Here is a 19,683-nt window from a genome sequence, read left to right on the forward strand (position 1 = left end):
GGCGCCGACGTCGGATGCGGCGCGTCGCGCGGCGGAAGGGCGTCCGCGGACTGGATGCGTGGGGTCCGGGCGGCATGGCGAGGCGCCGTGACCGCCGTCGCGCGTCCGCCGGGAATCGCGGGGGCAGCCCGTGCCGCGGGCCTCCCCGCAGGCCGGCCGAGGATGCCCCGCGCCGCGTGCGCGGAGCCGCACACGACGGGAAGGCCCCGGACCGCGGGTGCGGTCCGGGGCCTTCCGGTGATGAGCGATCAGCTCGGCGTCAGTGGATCAGCTGTTGACGCAGACGTTGCCGAAGGCCGGGTTCAGCAGACCGATGACGTTCACGGTGTTGCCGCAGACGTTGACCGGGATGTGGATCGGAACCTGCACGACGTTGCCGGACAGGACGCCGGGGGAACCGACGGCAGCGGCCCCTGCGCCGGCGTCGGCCATGGCCGGAGCGGCGGCACCCAGCGCCATGAGGGTTCCGGCGGCGACGGCGGCAACCTTGGTGTACTTCACTTTCGTCCCTTTCTGCAGCGGAGCCTTGAGCGGTCACGTCTTTCGTGCCGCACGGATGCTGTGGTGCACGCACCCGTGGCTCCGGAGCTGTCATGCGTAACGATCGGCGGGCGGCGGCGAAACTCTATGGAAGCCGTTTCCCGGGAAACCGCCCGAATGACGCAGACCCGGGCCGCACGATGGAGGAATGTCGGCGGCCCGGGCCGGTCGTTGCGGCTGGATCAGCCGTTGCCCGCACCGTTGCCCGAGAGCACCGGGATGTCGGACAGGATGTGCGACAGCGGCTCGTCGCCCTTGGCCTGGGTGGAGTTGTCGGTGCACTGCTGGTTCTGCGGGTTCGACAGGACGTTGATGTCCTGGACCGTGATCGGCACCAGTCCGATGAGCGAACCGACGTTGGCCTTGAGCGGCAGACCGACACAGGGCTTGTTCAGCGAGCCCTGGACGAGGCTGAGCTGCGGGCTCATGTCGCCCTCGGTCTCGGAGTTGCCGAACTCCGACTCGGCACCGTTGCCGTTGACCACCGTGGTGCCCATGTCGTCGCCGATGGCCATGGCACTCGTTGCCGTGAGACCGAGGATGGAGGCGGCGACGGCACCCGTAGCCAGAACCTTCTTGATCACGATTAACCCTTCTCGTACCGATTGCCCCGCGGCGGAGCGTCCTGATCAACTCGCCGCCCGGCGAATGGTTCCGCCCGTTCACCCGAATGCCGGGAATCCCTCCATAAAACGAACACCCGTGCGCAACCCTTTCGAGTGGTTACAGGATTTCCACGGTTCTCCGAGTTTCCTCCGCGACGTCGAGGTCGTTAGGCAGTCGTCCGCGTAGCTGGAATGACTACCTATCGGGTGTCACCGCCCGCGCGAATTTTCCGGAGAAGGGCATGTAATGCGACAGGTTCTGAACAAAAGCATGATCGTCATGGCGGCGGCGTCGGGCATCCTGACCGCCGCCGGGGGTTATGCACACGCCGATGCCTCGGCCGACGGGGTCGCCGCGGGTTCACCCGGTGTCGGCTCGGGCAACGCCGTCCAGGTGCCGGTGCACGTCCCGGTCAACCTCTGCGGCAACACCGTCGACGTGATCGCTCTGCTGAACCCTGCCTTCGGCAACACCTGCGCGAACGTGGACTCCGGCAAGGACCACGACGACACGGGGGCCGGTGCGAGCGCGGAGGGCGCGGCCATCGGCTCACCGGGGGTGCTGTCGGGCAACCTGGCCCAGGTGCCTGTCGAGGTTCCGGTGAACGCCTGCGGCAACAGCGTCGATGTCGTGGGCCTGCTGAACCCCGTGTTCGGCAACGACTGCGTCAACGAGAGCGGGCACGAGCGCCCGCCGGTCGAGCCCCCGGTGGACGAGCCGCCCACCTCCAAGCCGCCCGTGGACGAGCCGCCGACGTCGAAGCCGCCGGTGGACGAGCCGCCGACCTCCAAGCCGCCGGTGGACGTGCCGCCCGCCGTCCAGCCGCCGGCCGGTCACCCCGGCCCGAACACCCCCGACACCCAGCTCGCCCAGACCGGTGCGGGCGGCATGGGCATGGCCGCCGGCGCGAGCGCCGCACTGCTCCTCGGTGGAGCGGTCCTGATGCGCCGCACCCGCGGTTCAGGCAACTAGTTCGAACGTAGCGTCGCGTGCCGGGATCGCGGGCCCGGCGTCCGGTGCGGGCGATCGCGCGTCGGGGTCGCGTCGATGCCGGATCGACCGGCGCGGCCCCGACGGCGCGGCGCGTGTGCGGGCCGGGCGTCACCGGGCAGGCCGGCTTCGGCATGACCCACGGCACAGCCCGCACGAGGAAGGGCCGCCCGCAGCGGGCGGCCCTTCCTCGTGCGCGGAAAAGCGGACTCAGACGCGGGACAGGCCCGCCCGGTCCAGGTGGGCGGCGATCACGGTCGTCTCCGCGGCGTCCAGCCGGCGCATCGGCGGGCTCACCACGTTGGTCGCGATGACGCCGCGCAGCATCAGCGCGGTCTTGAAGGCACCCAGTCCTGCCGCCGTCGCCGAGGCGGTACCGGGCACGGCGGCCGCGACGATGTCGAACAGCGCGACGAGCCGATCCTGTTCGGCCTTGGCGTCGGCCCAGTCACCCCGCACGGCGGCCTCGTGCAGCCGTACGTAACCGTGCGGGTCCACGTTGCCCAGGCCGGGTACGGAACCGTCGGCGCCGCCCAGCATCATCGCGTCGACCACCAGTTCGTGTCCGGTCAGGACGGAGAACCCCGGCAGGTCGCGCGCCCCGATGGCCAGCCGGCGGAAGGACCCGTCGTCCCCACTGGAGTCCTTCACACCCGCGAGGACTCCTTCCGCCGCGAGCGGCAGCAGGAGTTCCGGGTCCAGCTTGCTGTGCACGCAGACCGGTACGTCGTACGCGAGGAGCGGCAGGTCGACGGCCGCGGCGATGTCCCGGAAGTGGCGGTCGATCTCGGTGGCGTGGGTGCGCGTGTAGAAGGGCGCGGTGGCCACGACCGCGTCGGCCCCCAGGGCGGCCGCGGCACGGGCCCGCTCGACGACCCGGTTGGTGGTGGTCTCGATGGCGCCGACGAGTACCGGCACCTGGCCCGCCGACGCCGCAGTGATCACCTTGATGACCTCGTCCTGCTGACCGGGTGTCAGGTAGGCGGTCTCCCCGGAGCTGCCGAGGGCGAAGAGGCCGCTGACACCGCCGTCGAGGAGGTGGCCGACGACCCGCTCCAGGGAGACCCGGTCGAGCTCGCCGTCCTCGGTGAGCGGGGTGACGACGGGGGGGATCACTCCGGAGTAGGTGCTGGGGGCGGCGGTCATGCGGTGCTCCTTGCGGGCGGTACGGGGGTCCGGTCCCCGGCGGGGTACGCGGAGGTCTGGGGGTGGACGCAGTGCCAGCGGTGCTCACCGGATCCGGAGGACTCCGCGGGGAAGACCGTGGAGCACTCGGCGTCGGCCTTCCAGCAGCGGGTGCTGAAAGGGCAGCCGGGTGGCGGGTTGGTGGCGGAGGGCACGGGACCGGTGAGGACGATGCGTTCCGTCGCCTCCAGCAGGCTGGGCGTCGCGGAGAGCAGCGCCTCGGTGTACGGGTGGCGGGGAGACCCCGCCACGTCGGGCGCCCTGCCCTCCTCGACGATGCGACCGAGGTAGAGGACGGCGATCCGGTCGGCGAGGTAGCGCACGGTCTGGATGTCGTGCGAGATGAACACCATGCCCAGGCCCAGGCGTTCGCGCAGGTCGACGAGGAGGTTGAGCACCTGGGCGCGTACGGAGACGTCGAGCGCGGAGGTCGGTTCGTCGGCGACGATCAGTTCCGGTTCGAGGGCCAGGGCCCGGGCGATGGCGACACGCTGACGCTGGCCGCCGGAGAGCTGCCCGGGAAGGGCCGCGAGGGTGTGGCCGGGCAGTCCGACCAGGTCGAGCAGCTCCTCGACGCGGGCTTCGCGTGCCGCGCGGGTGCCGCGCCGGTGCACGTCCAGCGGGTCGAGCAGGATCTGCCGGACCGTGAGGCGCGGGTTGAGAGCCGTGGAGGGGTCCTGGAAGACGACGCCGACGGCCGAGCCGAAGTCGTCGCGCCGCTCCGCGGCCGGCATCGTCCAGAGGTCGCGTCCGTGGAAGAGGACCTGGCCCTCGGTGGGCTTCTGCAGTCCGGTCAGGACCCGGGCGAGGGTGGACTTGCCGCAGCCGGATTCGCCGACCAGGCCCACGATCTCGCCGCGCTTCACCTTCAGCGTGGCGTCGGTCAGCGCGTGGACGGCGTCCCGGCGGAAGAGGCCTCCACTGCGTGCCTTGTGGCGTACGTGGACGCCGTCGAGCTCGATCACAGGGCGCTCCCTTCCAGCTTCTTCGCGGGGGCGGCACCGGCCGGGTGGTGGCAGGCGAAGCCGTGGTCCTTCGTGGTACCGCGCCCGGTGAGTACGGGGGTCGTGGTGCGGCAGAGGTCGGTCGCGGCACCGCAGCGGCCGGCGAAGCGGCATCCCGCGCCGAAGCCCTGGGGGGCGGGGACGACTCCTCGGATCTGGTGGAGCCGGTCGGCGCCGGCTTCCAGGGAGACGACGGAGCCGAGGAGGCCGCGGCTGTAGTGGTGGGCGGGGTCGGTGAGGACGGCGCGGGTGTCGCCCACCTCGGCGAGCCGGCCCGCGTACATGACGGCGACCCGGTGGGAGAGGTCGCCGACCAGGGCGAGGTCGTGCGAGACCAGCACCATGGCGAAGCCGAGCTCGTCGCGGAGGCGGATGAGGAGTTCGACGACCTGGGCCTGGACGGTGACGTCGAGGGCGGTGGTCGGTTCGTCCGCGATGAGGAGGCGGGGGCTGCGGGACAGGGCCATCGCGATGAGGACGCGCTGACGCTGGCCACCGGAGAGTTCGTGCGGGTAGCTGCGCAGGGTGCGCTCGGGCGAGAGCCCGACGAGGTCGAGGAGTTCGGCGGGGGTCTTGGTGGCGCCGCGGGAGGTCAGCTGCCTGAGCTGGGTGCCGACGAGCACCGAGGGGTTGAGGGAGGAGAGCGCGTCCTGGTAGACCATCGCGATCTCGGGGCCCATCAGGGCGCGGCGTTCCCTGGGCGGGAGCTTCAGCAGGTCCCGGCCGCGGTAGAGGATCTCGCCGCTGACCTCCGCGTTGCGGGCCAGGAGGCCCATGACGGCGAGGCTGGTGATGGACTTGCCGCAGCCGGACTCGCCGACCAGACCGAGGGTCTCGCCCTCGTGGACGGTGAAGTTCAGCCGGTCGACGACGGGAACGTCGCCGTAGCGGTCGGGGAAGCGGATCGCCAGATCGCGTACGACGAGGAGTTCGCCGGCGTCCTCAGGCACCGGGGTGAGGGCGGGCTCGGTGGCGTTGATGTGCCCGGCGAGCTCGGCGAGGGCTGCGTCGATGTCGACGGTGGAGGCGGCCTCGACCGGGTCCGGCGCGGCGGTTCCGGTGGATCCCTCGACGGCACCACGGCTCTTCGGCGCGGCGGAGGCGTCGGTGAGGCCTTCGGAGAGGACGTTGAGCGCGAGGACGGTGATGAGGAGGGCGAGGCCGGGGAAGAAGGTCGCCCACCAGCCGCCGGCCAGGAGGATCTGCCGGCCGTAGGCGAGGACGCTGCCCCAGCTGGGGTCGGGGTCCTGCACCCCCGCTCCGATGAAGGAGAGGCTGGCCTCGAAGATGATGGCCTCGGCCACCATGACGGTCGCGAACACCATGACCGGGGCCATGCAGTTGACGGCGACGTGGCGGAGCACGATGTAGGCGCGCCGGGCACCGATGACCTTCTCGGCCGCCACGTAGTCCTCGCCGTACTGCGCGAGCACGTTGGCGCGTACGACGCGGGCGAGGGAGGGGGTGTAGACGAAGGCGACGGTGAAGATGATCACCGGGATGCTGGTGCCGAACACGGCGACGAGGACGGCCGCGAGCGCGATCGGCGGGAAGGACATGACGACGTCGAGGGTGCGCATGAGGGACTCGTCGCCGAGCTTGCGTGAGGTGGCGGCGAGCGAGCCGAGGACGGCTCCGGCGGCCAGCGCGCAGGCGGTCGCGCCGAGGCCGATGATCAGCGAGTAGCGCGAGCCGTGCACCACACGGGCGAAGACGTCGCGTCCCGCCCGGTCGGTGCCGAACCAGTGGTCGCCGCTCGGGCCCTGCACGGGGGTGCCGGTGGTCAGCGGGTCCTGGGTGAGCAAGGGGGCGAACACGGCGCCGAGGATGACGACGACCAGGACGCCGAGGGCGACGCGGGAGGTGGCCGGGAGGGCGCGGAAGGCGATGCCCGGTCGGGAGAGCGTGGTGGCCAGACGGCCCGTGGCGAACATGTCACACCGTCCTGATGCGCGGGTTGACCAGCAGGTAGAGCAGGTCGACGATGACGTTGACCACCAGGAAGGCGATGGCGATGGTCAGTACGGTGCCCTGGACCAGGGCCACGTCGCCGCCGGTGACACCTTCGAGGATGAGTTTGCCCATGCCGGGCAGGTCGAAGATCGCTTCGATGACGACGGCCCCGCTGAGCAGGTAGCCGACCTTGACGCCGAGCACGGTGAGCGGGGTGACGAGCGCGTTGCGCAGGACCGAGCGGACGACCAGGAGGACCGGCAGGCCGTTGCCCTGCGCGGTGCGGACGTAGTCACGGTCGAGTTCGGCCACCATCGAGGTGCGGACGAGGCGGGCGAGCGACGCGGCGACGGGCACGGCGAGCGAGAGGGCGGGCAGGGCCATGGTGGTGAGCCAGCCGCTGAACGAGTCGGCGGGGTTGGTGTATCCGCCGGTCGGGAAGAGGCGGGTGTTCAGCGCGAACTGCTGGATGAGCAGGACGCCGAGCCAGAAGGACGGGACGGCGACCCCGGCCATGGACAGGACCCGGAAGAGCTGGTCGGGCCAGCGGTCGCGGTACATGGCGCCCAGGACGCCACCGACGACGGCGAGGACGACGGCGAGGAGCAGACCGAGGAAGGTCAGCTGGAGGGTGAGGGGGAACGCCGCCGTGATCCGGTCGATCACCGGCTGACTGGGCGGGACGGTCATGCCGAGGTCGAAGTGGAGCAGCTGTCCGAGGAAGTGGACGTAGCGTACGGGCAGGGGGTCGTTGAGCCCGTTGGCCTCGGCGAAGGCCGCGCGGGCCTCGGGACCGGCGCTCTCTCCGAGCGCGTTGTAGGCCGGGTCGGCCGGCGAGAACTGCAGCACCACGAAGACGAGCAGCGCGATGCCGAGGATCATCACCGGCATCATCGCGACGCGGCGCAGCGCGAGCCGGAGGAAAGCAACCATCGTCGGGTTCCTTGGGAGTGGGCGGAGGGCTGGTCCGGGCCGCCGGGGGTGGGCGGCCCGGACCGGGGGGCGTCAGGCGCGGCCGACGTCCAGGAAGGACAGGCCGGTGGTGGGCAGCGGCGCGAAGCCGGGCAGGGCCTTCTCGTTCCAGGCGGTGGGCAGCTTGCGGTGGAGGATCGGGTAGAGGGCGGCCTCGTCGGCGACGACGTCGGTGACCTGGGCCCACAGCTGCTTGCGGACCGCCTCGTCGGCGGCCTGGGCGGCCTTGTCGAGGAGCTGCTTGACCTTCTTGTACGCGGCGGTCGTGGACCAGCCGTAGCGCTTCTCCGGCCAGAAGCCGTAGTAGAACCAGCGCATCAGGAGGTCCACGTCGTTGCCGAAGACCGAGGGGTCGCCGGGGGCCACCATGACTTCAAAGCCGCCCGCGTCGACCTTGGCCCACTGGGCCGGCGACTGGGCGATGTCCAGGGTGGCCTCGATACCGGCGGCGGCCCAGCTCTCCTTGAGGAGCGGAGCGATGTCCTTGACCCAGCCGGTGTCGGTGGTCAGGACGGTGAACTTGAGGTTCCGCACCCCCGCGTCGGCGAGCAGCTTCCTGGCCTTGGCCACGTCGTGGGTGTAGACCGTGGCGGCCTTGTGGAAGTCGGGGTGGGTGGTGGGGACGTAGCCGGTGGCGGCCGTCGCGTTCCCGACCATGGCGGTCTTGATGATCTTCTCGGTGTCCAGCGCGTAGTGAAGTGCCTGGCGGACCCGCTTGTCGGCGAACCGCTTGTCGGCGGTGTTGAACATCAGGAAGAGCAGGCCGAAGGACTGCACGGCCTCGGTCTTCGCCGAGGCGGAGAGCCCGTTCACGTCGATGTACGGGACATCCTCGATGGCCTGGACGCGGCCGGACTGCATGGCACTGACACGGGCCGACTGATCCGATATCAGGCGCCAGATCATCTTCTCGGCCTTGGCCGGGTGCGAGCCGTTGTACTTGTCGTACTTCTCGAAGACGATCTTGTCCTCGCGGGTCGCCGACACGAACCTGTACGGCCCGGAGCCGACGGGCCGGGCGTCGAACTTCTTGACGTCCGCCTCGACGATCTTCTTCGGCACGATGCGGGCGACCGCGATGCGGGAGGGGAAGAGCGCGAAGGCGTACTTCAGCTTGAACTCAACCGTCTTCGCGTCGACGGCGGTGACCGTGTCGATGAAGGGCACGAACTGCGCCATCAGCGACGCGTTCTTCTCGTCGAGGATGCGCTCGAAGCTGAACACCACGTCCTCGGCGGTGACCGGTGAGCCGTCGTGGAAGGTCGCGCCGTCGCGGAGGGTGGCGCGGTAGGTGGTGGCGTTGATCTTCTTCGGCATCTCGGTGGCGAGGGCGGGGCGGGCCACGAGCGTGACCGGATCGAGATCGACCAGGCCTTCGAAGATGTGCATGTTGGCGGCGTACGGCGTGGCTCCCGACGTGATCATCGGGTCGAATCCGGTCGACAGGGGGTAGGACAGGCCGGCCTCGATGGTGCCGTTGCCGTCACTCCCGCCCGTCTCGCCGTCGGCGGTCGAGGTGGGGCCGCCGCACGCGGAGAGACTTGCCGTGATGGCAGCGGCCGCACCGATGAAGCCTGTGTAACGCAGGAACGTACGGCGCTCGACGCCGGCTGGCCTCAGCTCGGGCACGGGTCCTCCAAGGGACGTTGGGCTGGCAGGGGGTGGAGAACAGCTGGTTTCGGCGGTGGTCGGATCCCGAAGAACCAGCGAGCATCAGACGTCAGATGTCTGATGCCTTGATAGCGTGGGAACGTAGCCCGACAATCGAGAGGGGTCAAGAGGTGGGGAGTTCAGATATGTCCGGCACGCGACCCGGTCGCACCCTGTTGCGACAGGAAGTCGTCGAGGGCATCAAGCGCTACATCCTCGACGAGCGGCTGCGTCCCGGGGATCCGCTCCCGACGGAGCCGGCCCTGTGCGAGGCGCTCGGCGCCAGCCGCTCCAGCGTCCGGGAGGCCGTCAAGATCCTCGCCGCCCTCGACATCGTCGAGGTACGCCACGGCCACGGAACGTACGTCGGCCGACTGAGCCTGTCCGCGCTGGTGGAGAGCCTCACCTTCCGCGGCCTGCTCTCCCCGGACGACGACTTCCAGGTCATGGCGGACCTCGTCGACGTGCGCGAGCTCTTCGAGCGGGGCATGGCCGACCGGATCATCTCCCTGCTCAGCACCGAGCAGCTCGACGCCCTGGACGACCTGGTGGAGACCATGCGCACCACCGGTTCGGGCGACGGGCACGGCTTCGTCGCGGCGGACCGGGCGTTCCACGCCCTCCTGGTGGCCCCGTTGGGCAATGACCTGATCGGCCAGCTCTCGATGGCCTTCTGGGACGTCTACACGATCGTCGCGCCGCACCTCGACGGATTCACACACGCCGACGAGAGGGCGACGGTCGCCGCTCACCAGAACGTCGTCGACGCGGCCCGGGCCGGCGATGTCTCCGCGTTCCTCACGGCCTTGGGCGAGCACTACGCGCCGGTCAGACGGCGCATCTCCGAAGCGAGGGCGCGCAGGGCGGACCCGGCCTGACCTCGGCGGGGCCGCCGCCTCCCGCCCCGAGGCGGGGCCCCGACCCGCCTCACCCTTGACGTCCGGCCGTGAAGCTCCCTAGGGTCCGGTGGCACCAGGACATCTGACGTCTTCTGTCCTGCCTCTTCCCTGCACCCCGGAGGGCACAGCCATGCCGTCGGCCGATCTCCCGCTCGAGGACTGCCGCGCCTACCGGCCCGAACTGCCGCTGCCCGAAGGATTCGACGACTTCTGGTCCGGCACCCTGGGCGAGGCCCGCCACGACGGCGCCCTGGACAAGCCCCGGTACGAGCGGGTCGACTGCGGGCTGACCCAGGTGCGTACGTACGACGTGAGCGTTCCGGGATACGGCGGCCGGCCGGTACGCGGCTGGCTGCACATGCCCGCCGCCGCCACCGAGCCGCTCGGCTGCGTCGTCGAGTACCTGGGGTACGGGCGCGGCCGGGGGCTCGCGCACGAGCAGCTGATGTGGGCCTGCGCCGGATACGCGCACCTGGTCATGGACACCCGCGGCCAGGGGTGGTCGGCGGCGGGCGGCGTCACCGCCGACACCGGCCCCGGGGAGGCCGGAACCGTGCCGGGCTTCCTGACCCGGGGCATCGAGAGCCCCGAAACGTACTACTACCGGCGGGTGTTCACCGACGCCGTCCGCTGCGTGGAGGCGATGCGGGAGCACCCCGAAATCGACCCCTCCCGCGTCGTGGTGACCGGGGTGAGCCAGGGCGGCGGCATCGCGCTGGCCGTGTCCGGGCTGGTGGAGGGGCTGGCCGGAGTGATGCCGGACGTGCCGTTCCTGTGCAACATCCCCCGGGGCGCGCGGATCGCCGGAACTCCGCCGTACACCGAGATCGCCGCCTACCTCCGGCTCTACCGCGACCGCGCCGAGTCGGTCTTCCGCACCCTGGCGTACTTCGACGCGGCGCAGCACGCCACCCGGGCGACCGCGCCCGCCCTGTTCTCCATCGCGATGGCGGACGAGATCTGCCCGCCCTCCACCTGCTTCACGGCCTACAACCGCTACGCGGGCCCCAAGGACGTACGCGTCTACGAGTTCAACGGGCACGAGGGCGGCACCGAACACCACCGGGCGGAACAACTGGCCTGGGTGCGCTCGCTGTTCACCGGTCTCCCGACCGGGCCGACCGGCCTCTCCTGACCGGAGGGAACTCCGCGCGCGGACGTTCACCCCCCTGACGCGCCGGCCGCCGGCGCCGCGCTCCGCTCCATCTCCGCAGCTCTCCCCCTCACGAGAAGAGAGACCGTTCATGCAGCGCAGAGTCACCGTCGCCATGCTGTCGGCCGCCGTCATGGTGGCCACCACGGCCGTCACCGCCCACGGCGCACCCGCCGCCCCGGCCGCGGCCGGGGAACTGACCTCCCAGGACATAGCGACCCAGGGTGCCGGGTCCCCCTACTACCGCATCCCGGCGCTGACCACGTCCGTCAAGGGCACCCTGCTCGCCGCCTACGACTCCCGTCCCACGCTCGGCGACCTGCCCGGCAACCTCGGGATCGTCCTGCGCCGCAGCACCGACGGCGGCACCACCTGGCAGACCCAGCAGGTCGTCCGCAAGGAGGCCGCGCCCAAGGGATTCGGCGACCCGAGCCTGCTCGTCGACCGCACCACGGGCCGCATCTTCGTCTTCTACGCCGGCTCCGTGAACCAGGGCTTCTTCGGCTCGGCCACCGGTGCCGACGAGACCGACCCCGACGTCCTCCAGGCCGACTACAGCTACTCCGACGACGACGGGCTGACCTGGACGCACCGCCGCATCACCGAACAGATCAAGAACCCGGCCTGGGGCGGCATGTTCGCGGCGTCCGGCGAGGGCATCCAGGTGCGCGCCGGCGCGTACAAGGGGCGGCTGATCCAGCAGTACGCGATCCGCCGCGACGGGGCCAACTACGCGGTCAGCGCCTACAGCGACGACCACGGCGCGACCTGGAGGACGGGCAACCCGGTGGGACCGGGCGGGGACGAGAACAAGACGGTCGAGCTCAGTGACGGCCGGATCATGCTCAACAACCGCTCCGCGCCCTACCGCACGATCGCCTACTCCAGCGACGGCGGCGTCAACTACACGCCGCTCGCCCAGGACACCGAGTTGCCCGACCCGGCGAACAACGGCTCGGTCATCCGCTACGCCCCGGACGCCCCGGCGTCCGACCCCAGGGCCTCCTGGCTGCTGTTCAGCAACACGGAGAGCGCCTCCTCGCGGAGCAACCTCACCGTGAAGATGTCCTGCGACAACGGCAAGACCTGGCCGATCCGCAAGGTCGTCGACCCCGGCAGTGCCGCGTACTCGACGCTGACACGACTGCCGAACGGCCGGCTCGGCCTGCTCTACGAGCGTGACGGCTACAAGCACATCACCTACTCCTCGTTCGGCCTGCAGTGGCTCGGCGGCACCTGCGCGGACATCACCATCACCCCGCCGTCCCCCATGGAGGCGGGTACGACCACGGAGGTCACCGTCCGGGTCGTCAACCGGATGGACGTGACCCGCGGCGCGGGCACGCTCGACCTGACGGTGCCGTCCGGCTGGACGACCAGGCAGGTCGCCTTCCCCGCGACCCGGCCGGGTGAGGGCGCGAACATCAAGGTCCCTGTCACGATCCCGGCCGGCGCCTCCGGTGACCACGAGCTCACCGTCACCTACAGGGCCGACGGCAAGCAGGCGTCCGGCAGCCGGACGGTGACCGTGACCCGGTAACCCCCCGGCACGGGAGAGGTGTTGTTCCCCCGCTCGCACCCGGCCGGCTGCGACGATGGAGGGGACGGCACCTCCCGGGACTGCGGACAGGCGGCAGCGGCATGGCGGCAACGGGCTTACGTATGGGCGTGGTCGGCGGCAGCATCGCCGGGTGTGCGATGGCGGTCGCGGGCCTCAGGGCGGGGGCGGACGTCACCGTGTACGAGCGCAGCACGGGCGCGCTCCAGGGCCGGGGGCTGGGGATCGTCATCCCGCCCGCCCTGCACGGGCAGCTGGTCGCCTCGGGGTACCTGGGCGCCGCCATGCCGACCGCTCCCGTGGGGACCCGCGTCTGGCTGACCCGGGCGCCCGGTGGGCGGTCGGCACGCGAGCTCGCCCGCCAGCCCAGTCCGGTCACTCCGTGCCACTGGGGCCTGTTGTGGCAGGCGTTGCGCACCGCCGCCACGGGGGCGCGCTACCACCGGGGGCGCCCCGTCACCGCCGTCGGACCGGCCGGTGCCGGGCGCGCCGCCGTCCGTACCGCCGAGGGTGAGCAGACGTACGACCTCGTCGCGGGCGCCGACGGACACCGCTCGCTCACCCGCCGCCTGCTGGCACCCGGCCTGCGGCCCTCTCCTGCCGGGTACGCGGTGTGGCGTGGCACTCTGCCGGCGAGCGCGCTCGCCGGCCATCGGCGCCCCTCGGAGCTGCTGCGCGGCGCGTGGGTCACGATCGGTTTCCCCGGTGGGCACGGCATCTTCTACCTGATCCCGCGTGGCGACGGCGCGGGGCCGGACGACCGGCTGCTCGCCTACGCGGTCTACGCGACCCCGCCCGGCCCCGGCGGGTCGCCGGACGAGGCAGGATATGTACGGGAGTTGGCCGATGAGCACTTCCCGGAGGAATGGTCGGAGATCGTCGCCTGCGGTGAGCACACCGCGATGACCTGCCACCCCGTGGCCGACCTGCACGCGCCTCTCGCCGCGGACCCGCCGTTCCTGCTCGCCGGCGACGCCGCGGGGGTCACCCGTCCGCACACGGCGAGCGGAGCGGTCAAGGCGCTGCAGGACGCCCTGTGTCTGGAGCGGGCGTTGCGGACGGCCGCCTCGACCGCCGACGCGCTGCGGCTCTACGCCGGTGAGCGCACCCCGGAGGGGGCACGGCTCGTGGAACTGGGCCGCAGACTGGGCCGCGCCCAGGTGGAGCGGACCCCGGACTGGACGCTGATGGACCAAGGTGCGGTGGACGCGTGGTGCCGCGCGACCCTGGCGGGCGCCAGCAGCTACCTCTATGCGGACCCGGGAGCGGACCTGGGAGCGGCCTCGGGAGCGGATTGGGGAGCGGCCCGGACCACGGAGCCGGCACCGGCACCGGCACCGGCACCGATCCAGGCTGAGGTTCGAGGGCCGGCCGCCGGTACCTCTTGACCGGCCGCCGGGCCATCTGCCTAAGGTGCGTCAAGACATAAGACATCTTACGTCTCATGTCTCGGCTCCGTCGCGCCTTCCGGCGACGGACCGGCGTTCCGAACGAGCTGGAGCCCCTCCCCATGCCCCTGACCGCACCGCTGCACGGCGTCGTACCGCCGGTCTGCACCCCGCTCGACGATCGTGGGGAGGTCGACACAGCCTCCCTGACCAGGCTCGTCGGCCACCTCGTCGACAGCGGAGTGCACGGGCTCTTCGCCCTCGGCTCGACCGGCGAGGTCGCCTATCTGACGGACACCCAGCGCGCCACCGCCCTGAAGACCGTGGTCACCGCGGCCGCCGGGCGGGTCCCGGTCCTCGCCGGGGTCATCGACTCGACGACCGCACGGGTCACCGAGCACGCCCGGACCGCGGCCGGGCTCGGCGCCGACGCCCTCGTCGCGACCGCGCCCTTCTACACCCGTACGCATCCGAAGGAGACCGCCGGGCACTTCCGCCGCCTGCGCGCCGCGGCCGGCCTGCCGCTGTTCGCCTACGACATCCCGGTGGCCGTGCACTCCAAGCTCTCCCCCGCTCTGGTGCGCGAGCTCGCCGAGGACGGCACCCTGGCCGGTCTCAAGGACAGCAGCGGGGACGAGGGCGGGCTGCGCAGGCTGATCGTGGAGCTCGGCGGGCGCGAAGGCCGGGCGCACGGCCCGGCCCCGCACTTCAGCGTGCTGACCGGCTCCGAACTCACCGTCGACGCGGCGCTGCTGGCCGGCGCCGACGGCGTCGTGCCGGGCCTCGGCAACGTGGACCCGGCCGGCTACGTGCGGCTGTACGACGCCGCGCGCGCCGGTGACTGGACCCGGGCCGCCCGGGAGCAGGAACGGCTCGTCGAGCTGTTCGCCATGGTCGACGCCGGCCCGGAGCAGGACATGGGCCGCAGCTCGTCGGCGCTCGGCTCGTTCAAGGAGGCACTGCGACTGCTCGGTGTCATCGGCAACGGTGCCACCGCGTTCCCGCAGATCCCGCTCTCCGCCGCCTCCGCCGCCCTCGTCGCGGAGCGGCTGCGCGGCGCCGGTCTGCAGCCGGTGCGATGAGGAGCGGTCCGGCGAGCGCGGCGGCGACCGGGGCCGTGGTGATCGGCCTCGATCTCGGCGGTACGAAGATCGCGGCGGCGCTGTTCGCCCCCGACGGCACGGTGCTGACCCGGCACACCAGCCCCACCCCGGCCAGGGACGGTGCGGCGGCCGTGCTCGACGCGCTCGCCGCGGCGGCCGCCGAGGTGGACCCCGACGGGCTGGCCACGGCGCTCGGGATCGCGGCCGCCGGGGTCGTCGATCCCCGCAGCGGCATGGTCACCAGTGCCACCGACTCGATCAGCGGCTGGGCGGGCACCGCACTCGGCGCGGGCCTCGCGAACCGTACGGGCCTGCCGGTGGCCTGCGACAACGACGTACGCGCCACCGCCGGGCCGGAGCTCGCCGCGCTGGCGGAGGACCAGGGTTCGCTGCTGTTCGCCGCCGTCGGTACGGGCGTGGGCGGCGCCCTCGCCGTCGACGGGCGGATGCTGCACGGTGCGTCCGGGATCGCCGGTCACCTCGGCCATCTGCCCAGCGTGGAGGCGGCGGGGCTTGCCTGCACCTGCGGTGGTGGCGGCCATCTGGAGGTCATCGCCTCCGGTCCGGGCATCACCGCGCACTACGAGCGGCTCACCGGCGCCCCGGCGGGCCGGCTCGAAACGGTCGCGGGCCGCGCCGCCCGGGGCGACCGGGCAGCCGTGCACGCCATCACCACCGGAGCGAAGGCCGCCGGACGGGTCCTGGGCGGCCTCGCCAACGCGCTCGGCCCCGACCGGGTCGTCGTCGGCGGCGGGGTCCCCCGCATCGGCGCGCTGTACGGCGACGCGCTGGCCGCCGCCTTCACCGCCGAGCTGATGCCGCCGCTGCGCGGGCTCACCCCCGTACCCCCTCTCTTCGGCCACGACGCCGCCGTGCTGGGCGCCGCCGCACTGACCACCACCCTTCCCCTCCACCACCCGGGAGCACCACGATGACCGCACAGGATCTGGCCGACACCCTGCGGGGCCGGTTGATCGTCTCCTGCCAGGCACCCCCCGGTGACCCGATGCGGGAGACCTCCACCCTCGTGCGGCTGGCCCTCTCGGCCGTCGCCGGCGGCGGCTCCGCGATCCGGGCCAACGAGCCGGAGGTCGTCGCCGCCGTCGTGAAGGCCGTGGACGTGCCGGTCATCGGCCTGTGGAAGGACGGCGACACCGGCGTCTACATCACCCCGACCGTCCGGCACGCCCTGGCGGTCGTCGAGGCCGGGGCGGCCGTCGTCGCCGCCGACGCCACCGACCGGCCTCGCCCCGACGGCTCCACCTTCGCCGAGCTGGTCACCGCCGTGCACGCCGCGGGCGCCCTCGTCATGGCCGACGTCTCCACCCTCGCCGAGGGGATCGCCGCCGCCGCGCAGGGCGCGGACCTCGTCTCGACGACCCTGTCCGGCTACGTGCCGGGAACGCCGGAGCAGACCGGCCCCGACCTGGACCTTGTGACATCTCTCTCGGCCGCGGTCTCTGTACCGGTCGTCGCCGAAGGACGTATCAATACCCCCGAGGAGGCTGCCGAGGCTCTCGCCCGAGGCGCCCACAGCGTCGTGGTCGGTACGGCCATCACCGCCCCCACCGCCCTGACCGCACGCTTCGTCGCCGGCCTCACCCGGCCCTGAGCAGCCCTCACCACGAGGGACGGCCTCGACGACGAGCCGTCCCGCACCATGGAGCGCACCGTGCACGAGACTCCCCCCACGCTCCCCTGGTACCGCGAGGTGAGCGCTACCCGGTGGAAATCCTTCCTCGCCGCCTGGATCGGCTACGTCCTCGACGGTTTCGACTTCGTCCTCATCACGCTCGTCCTCACCGAGATCAGCGACGACTTCGGCCTGAGCACGGTGCAGGCCGCCAGTCTGGTCTCCGGTGCCTTCATCACCCGATGGCTGGGCGGCGCCGTCCTGGGAGCCGTCGGCGACCGGTACGGCCGCAGGATCTCGATGGTGCTGAGCATCCTGCTCTACTCTCTGGGCACCTTCGCCTGCGGGTTCGCCTGGAACTACCACAGCCTCTTCGCCGCCCGGCTGGCCATCGGCATGGGCATGGCCGGTGAGTACAGCGCCAGTGCCACGTACGTCATGGAGAGCTGGCCTGCCCGGCTCCGCAGCCGGGCGAGCGGGTTCCTGATCTCGGGGTTCTCCGTCGGCTCCGTCCTCGCCGCCCAGGTCTACACCTGGGTGGTGCCCTCGCTCGGCTGGCGGTGGATGTTCTATCTGGGCCTGATACCCGTCGCGGTCGCCCTGTGGATGCGCAGGGCCCTGCCGGAGGCCGAGGAGTGGACCGCGGACGTCGCGGAACGGGACGCCAGGCCCAGCCCCTTCAGGCCGCTGTTCCGCACCCCGCGGCTCGCCGCGCTCAACACCGTCCTGGCGGTGGCCGCCACGCTCTCGCTCTTCCTGGTCTTCACCCCGGGCGGCGAGGGCCTCGTGCCGGTGCTGTCGGTGGTGGCGGGCCTCTCCCTCGCCGCGTTCGCCGTGCAGCTGGGCGGACGGCGGGGGTGGCTGCTGTACGTGTCGATGATCGTGACGCTGTTCTTCGCGTTCCTGTACTCCTGGCCCATCCAGGCGCTGCTCCCCACCTATCTGAAGACGGAGCTGGGGTACACCACCGGCCAGGTGACCGACGTCCTCTACTTCGCGGGCTTCGGCACGATGGCCGGCTGCTGGGCGGCGGGCTTCCTGGGCGACCGGATCGGGGCGAAGAAGGCGTACGCGCTGACCCTGCTGGCCTCGCTGGCCTTCGTCTACCCGGTGTTCGCGGTCAAGGACAACCTGCTGGTCCTGGGCTGTCTGCTGTTCCTGCTGCAGGCCACCGGTTTCGGGATCTCCGGGCTGCTGCCGCGGTACATCGGCGGCCACTTCCCGACGGCCGGCCGCGGGGCCGCACTCGGGTTCACGTACAACGTGGGAGCGCTCGGCGGTGCCGTGGCCCCGGTGCTCGGGGCGCACCTCGCCTCCGGGATGGATCTCGGACAGGCGCTCGCGGTCCTGACGTTCGCGGGCACGGTGATCGTGGCGCTGCTGGTCGGATTCGACGTACCCGCGCGGCTGAACCGGCTGACGGACCCCGGCGCGCGGAAGGACCATCTGGCCGCGCCTGAGCGTGCGCCGGCGCCGGTCGGGGCGGACCGCGCAGGTTGAGGGCTGCCCGCTTCACCCGGTGGGCCGGCTCGCGGCGCCGGATCCGGTGCCGCGCGGGGCGGGGGACCGTCCGCGTGCCCGGACGCACGCGGACGTCGCGACGAGGCGGCCGGCCGCCGTGACGGTCCTCGCGCGCCCGCCGGAAACCTCTGGACAGCCCTTGGCCTTCCGCTGGACGTACGGGCGCCCGCGCGTCGGCAGGATCAGGGACCCCTCATCCGCACGCCGCCCTGCGCAACCTCGCTCACCCCGGTGACGGTGGCGTGGGTGCGGTGCGGGGGTGGTGAGGGACGGGGCGCGGGGCGGGGCTCAGGCGGCGACGCGCTCGAAGACCGCGGCGAGGCCCTGGCCGCCGCCGATGCACATGGTCTCCAGGCCGTAACGCGCCTGGGTCCGGTGCATCTCGCGGGCCAGGGTGGCGAGGATCCGGGCTCCGGTGGCGCCGACCGGATGGCCGAGCGACACTCCGGAGCCGTTGACGTTGATGCGCTCCTCGTGGTCCTGCTCGCCGAGTCCCAGCTCGCGGGTGCAGGCCAGGACCTGGGCGGCGAAGGCCTCGTTGATCTCGATCAGGTCGAGGTCGGCGAGGGAGAGTCCGGCGCGGCCGAGGGCGGCGTGGGTGGCCGGGACGGGGCCGAGGCCCATGGTCGCGGCGGGGACGCCGGCCCGGGCGAAAGAGACGAGGCGGACGAGCGGGGTGAGGCCGAGCCGTTCGGCCGTGGCCGCGCCGGTGACCAGGCAGGCGGCGGCCGCGTCGTTCTGGCCGCTGGCGTTGCCGGCGGTGACGGTGGCCTCCGGGTCGACCTTGGCCATGAGGGGCCGCAGGGCGGCGAGCTGCTCCGCGGTGGTGTCCGGACGGGGGTGCTCGTCGGCGGTCACGACCGTTTCGTCGCGGCCGCTGCGCACCGTGACGGGGACCGTCTCGGCGTCGTAGCGCCCCTCCCGCGAGGCGCGGGCGGCGCGGGCCTGCGAGCGCAGCGCCAGGGCGTCCTGGTCGGCGCGGCTGATGGAGTAGGCGCGCCGCAGGTTCTCGGCGGTCTCGATCATGCCGCCGGGCACGGGGTGGTTGACGCCGCCCGCGGTGACCCGGCCGCGGGCCAGCGAGTCGTGGAGCTGGAGTCCGGGACCCTTGATGCCCCAGCGCCCGTCGTGCGTGTAGTAGGGAGCGGCGCTCATGACGTCGACGCCGCCGGCGATCACGACCTCGCTGAAGCCGGCCCGGATCTGCATGGCCGCGTCCAGGACGGCCTGCAGCCCTGAACCGCAGCGCCGGTCGGTCTGGATACCGGTGACGGACTCGGGCAGCCCGGCGTCCAGGGCCGCGACACGGCCGATGGCCGGGGCGTCGGAGGACGGGTAGGCGTGTCCGAGGATCACCTCGTCGACCCGGTCGGGGTCGATGCCCGTACGGGCGACGACCTCGGCGATGACGCGTGCGGCGAGTGCTGCCGGCGTCTGCCGGGCGAAGGCCCCGCCGAAGCGTCCGATGGGAGTGCGCAGCGGTTCGCAGATGACGACATCAAGCTGGTCGGGCACGGCGGGGCACCTT

Annotated in this window: 17 protein-coding genes; 9 read left to right on the plus strand and 8 right to left on the minus strand. The window is 72.2% G+C overall.

What is annotated here, in order from left to right; translation table 11 throughout:
- Positions 1 to 267: 267 nt before the first annotated feature.
- A complete protein-coding gene (locus ACH4VO_RS23150) occupies positions 268 to 501 on the minus strand; it encodes a chaplin (protein ID WP_069169487.1) in 234 nt (77 codons plus the stop codon).
- 221 nt (positions 502 to 722) lie between these two features.
- Positions 723 to 1,124, minus strand: coding sequence for a rodlin (locus tag ACH4VO_RS23155; RefSeq protein ID WP_360990466.1), 402 nt, complete (start codon positions 1,122 to 1,124; stop codon positions 723 to 725).
- 268 nt (positions 1,125 to 1,392) lie between these two features.
- On the opposite strand from ACH4VO_RS23155, the gene ACH4VO_RS23160 reads away from it, so the two are divergent.
- Complete coding sequence (locus tag ACH4VO_RS23160) at positions 1,393 to 2,118, plus strand: chaplin family protein (RefSeq protein ID WP_360990463.1); 726 nt, start codon at positions 1,393 to 1,395, stop codon at positions 2,116 to 2,118.
- A 228-nt stretch (positions 2,119 to 2,346) separates the two neighbouring features.
- Here the strand turns inward: ACH4VO_RS23160 and ACH4VO_RS23165 are convergent, their stop codons facing one another.
- The 5 genes from ACH4VO_RS23165 to ACH4VO_RS23185 all read right to left on the minus strand — a co-directional run bounded on the left by ACH4VO_RS23165 (position 2,347) and on the right by ACH4VO_RS23185 (position 8,879).
- Entirely contained in the window at positions 2,347 to 3,282 is a 936-nt protein-coding gene (locus ACH4VO_RS23165) for a dihydrodipicolinate synthase family protein (protein WP_360990460.1), read from the minus strand.
- Positions 3,279 to 4,286 (minus strand): ABC transporter ATP-binding protein, encoded by a 1,008-nt coding sequence (locus ACH4VO_RS23170; RefSeq protein ID WP_360990457.1) that lies wholly within the window; start codon positions 4,284 to 4,286, stop codon positions 3,279 to 3,281. The genes ACH4VO_RS23165 and ACH4VO_RS23170 overlap by 4 nt, the downstream gene beginning before the upstream one ends.
- The gene (locus tag ACH4VO_RS23175; RefSeq protein ID WP_360990454.1) at positions 4,283 to 6,259 is read right to left on the minus strand and encodes a dipeptide/oligopeptide/nickel ABC transporter permease/ATP-binding protein; all 1,977 of its coding nucleotides are present in this window, start codon (positions 6,257 to 6,259) and stop codon (positions 4,283 to 4,285) included. The genes ACH4VO_RS23170 and ACH4VO_RS23175 overlap by 4 nt, the downstream gene beginning before the upstream one ends.
- 1 nt (position 6,260) lies before the next feature.
- On the minus strand, positions 6,261 to 7,211 hold the full coding sequence (locus tag ACH4VO_RS23180) for an ABC transporter permease (RefSeq protein WP_360990451.1): 951 nt from the start codon (positions 7,209 to 7,211) through the stop codon (positions 6,261 to 6,263).
- Positions 7,212 to 7,283: 72 nt separating this feature from the next.
- Complete coding sequence (locus ACH4VO_RS23185) at positions 7,284 to 8,879, minus strand: ABC transporter substrate-binding protein (RefSeq protein WP_360990448.1); 1,596 nt, start codon at positions 8,877 to 8,879, stop codon at positions 7,284 to 7,286.
- 167 nt (positions 8,880 to 9,046) lie between these two features.
- On the opposite strand from ACH4VO_RS23185, the gene ACH4VO_RS23190 reads away from it, so the two are divergent.
- The 8 genes from ACH4VO_RS23190 (at position 9,047) to ACH4VO_RS23225 (ending at position 18,134) form a co-directional block, all read left to right on the plus strand.
- The gene (locus ACH4VO_RS23190; RefSeq protein ID WP_360990445.1) at positions 9,047 to 9,778 is read left to right on the plus strand and encodes an FCD domain-containing protein; all 732 of its coding nucleotides are present in this window, start codon (positions 9,047 to 9,049) and stop codon (positions 9,776 to 9,778) included.
- 151 nt (positions 9,779 to 9,929) lie between these two features.
- On the plus strand, positions 9,930 to 10,934 hold the full coding sequence (locus ACH4VO_RS23195) for an acetylxylan esterase (protein WP_360990442.1): 1,005 nt from the start codon (positions 9,930 to 9,932) through the stop codon (positions 10,932 to 10,934).
- A gap of 109 nt (positions 10,935 to 11,043) precedes the next feature.
- The gene (locus ACH4VO_RS23200) at positions 11,044 to 12,492 is read left to right on the plus strand and encodes an exo-alpha-sialidase (RefSeq protein ID WP_360990439.1); all 1,449 of its coding nucleotides are present in this window, start codon (positions 11,044 to 11,046) and stop codon (positions 12,490 to 12,492) included.
- Between the two features lie 122 nt (positions 12,493 to 12,614).
- Positions 12,615 to 13,898 carry an FAD-dependent monooxygenase gene (locus ACH4VO_RS23205; RefSeq protein ID WP_360990436.1) on the plus strand — a complete coding sequence of 428 codons (1,284 nt, stop codon included), beginning with the start codon at positions 12,615 to 12,617 and terminating at the stop codon, positions 13,896 to 13,898.
- Between the two features lie 122 nt (positions 13,899 to 14,020).
- Positions 14,021 to 14,980: a dihydrodipicolinate synthase family protein gene (locus ACH4VO_RS23210; RefSeq protein WP_360990434.1), complete on the plus strand. Its 960-nt coding sequence runs from the start codon at positions 14,021 to 14,023 to the stop codon at positions 14,978 to 14,980.
- On the plus strand, positions 14,977 to 15,936 hold the full coding sequence (locus ACH4VO_RS23215) for an ROK family protein (protein WP_360990431.1): 960 nt from the start codon (positions 14,977 to 14,979) through the stop codon (positions 15,934 to 15,936). The genes ACH4VO_RS23210 and ACH4VO_RS23215 overlap by 4 nt, the downstream gene beginning before the upstream one ends.
- Positions 15,933 to 16,613: a putative N-acetylmannosamine-6-phosphate 2-epimerase gene (locus ACH4VO_RS23220; protein WP_360990428.1), complete on the plus strand. Its 681-nt coding sequence runs from the start codon at positions 15,933 to 15,935 to the stop codon at positions 16,611 to 16,613. The genes ACH4VO_RS23215 and ACH4VO_RS23220 overlap by 4 nt, the downstream gene beginning before the upstream one ends.
- A 48-nt stretch (positions 16,614 to 16,661) precedes the next feature.
- Positions 16,662 to 18,134, plus strand: coding sequence for a sialate:H+ symport family MFS transporter (locus ACH4VO_RS23225; protein ID WP_398441286.1), 1,473 nt, complete (start codon positions 16,662 to 16,664; stop codon positions 18,132 to 18,134).
- Positions 18,135 to 18,443: 309 nt separating this feature from the next.
- Here the strand turns inward: ACH4VO_RS23225 and ACH4VO_RS23230 are convergent, their stop codons facing one another.
- On the minus strand, positions 18,444 to 19,670 hold the full coding sequence (locus ACH4VO_RS23230; protein ID WP_360990423.1) for an acetyl-CoA C-acetyltransferase: 1,227 nt from the start codon (positions 19,668 to 19,670) through the stop codon (positions 18,444 to 18,446).
- Between the last annotated feature and the right edge of the window lie 13 nt (positions 19,671 to 19,683).

Origin of the sequence: Streptomyces sp. NPDC020780, assembly GCF_044334475.1 — a bacterium.
Classification (GTDB): Bacteria; Actinomycetota; Actinomycetes; order Streptomycetales; family Streptomycetaceae; genus Streptomyces.

Coding starts and splice junctions, on each gene's coding strand:
- ACH4VO_RS23160 (WP_360990463.1), top strand. CDS start 1,393: ATGCGACAGGTTCTGAACAAAAGCATGATCGTCATGGCGGCGGCGTCG.
- ACH4VO_RS23165 (WP_360990460.1), bottom strand. CDS start 3,282: ATGACCGCCGCCCCCAGCACCTACTCCGGAGTGATCCCCCCCGTCGTC.
- ACH4VO_RS23175 (WP_360990454.1), bottom strand. CDS start 6,259: ATGTTCGCCACGGGCCGTCTGGCCACCACGCTCTCCCGACCGGGCATC.
- ACH4VO_RS23180 (WP_360990451.1), bottom strand. CDS start 7,211: ATGGTTGCTTTCCTCCGGCTCGCGCTGCGCCGCGTCGCGATGATGCCG.
- ACH4VO_RS23190 (WP_360990445.1), top strand. CDS start 9,047: ATGTCCGGCACGCGACCCGGTCGCACCCTGTTGCGACAGGAAGTCGTC.
- ACH4VO_RS23195 (WP_360990442.1), top strand. CDS start 9,930: ATGCCGTCGGCCGATCTCCCGCTCGAGGACTGCCGCGCCTACCGGCCC.
- ACH4VO_RS23200 (WP_360990439.1), top strand. CDS start 11,044: ATGCAGCGCAGAGTCACCGTCGCCATGCTGTCGGCCGCCGTCATGGTG.
- ACH4VO_RS23205 (WP_360990436.1), top strand. CDS start 12,615: ATGGGCGTGGTCGGCGGCAGCATCGCCGGGTGTGCGATGGCGGTCGCG.
- ACH4VO_RS23210 (WP_360990434.1), top strand. CDS start 14,021: ATGCCCCTGACCGCACCGCTGCACGGCGTCGTACCGCCGGTCTGCACC.
- ACH4VO_RS23215 (WP_360990431.1), top strand. CDS start 14,977: ATGAGGAGCGGTCCGGCGAGCGCGGCGGCGACCGGGGCCGTGGTGATC.
- ACH4VO_RS23220 (WP_360990428.1), top strand. CDS start 15,933: ATGACCGCACAGGATCTGGCCGACACCCTGCGGGGCCGGTTGATCGTC.
- ACH4VO_RS23225 (WP_398441286.1), top strand. CDS start 16,662: ATGGAGCGCACCGTGCACGAGACTCCCCCCACGCTCCCCTGGTACCGC.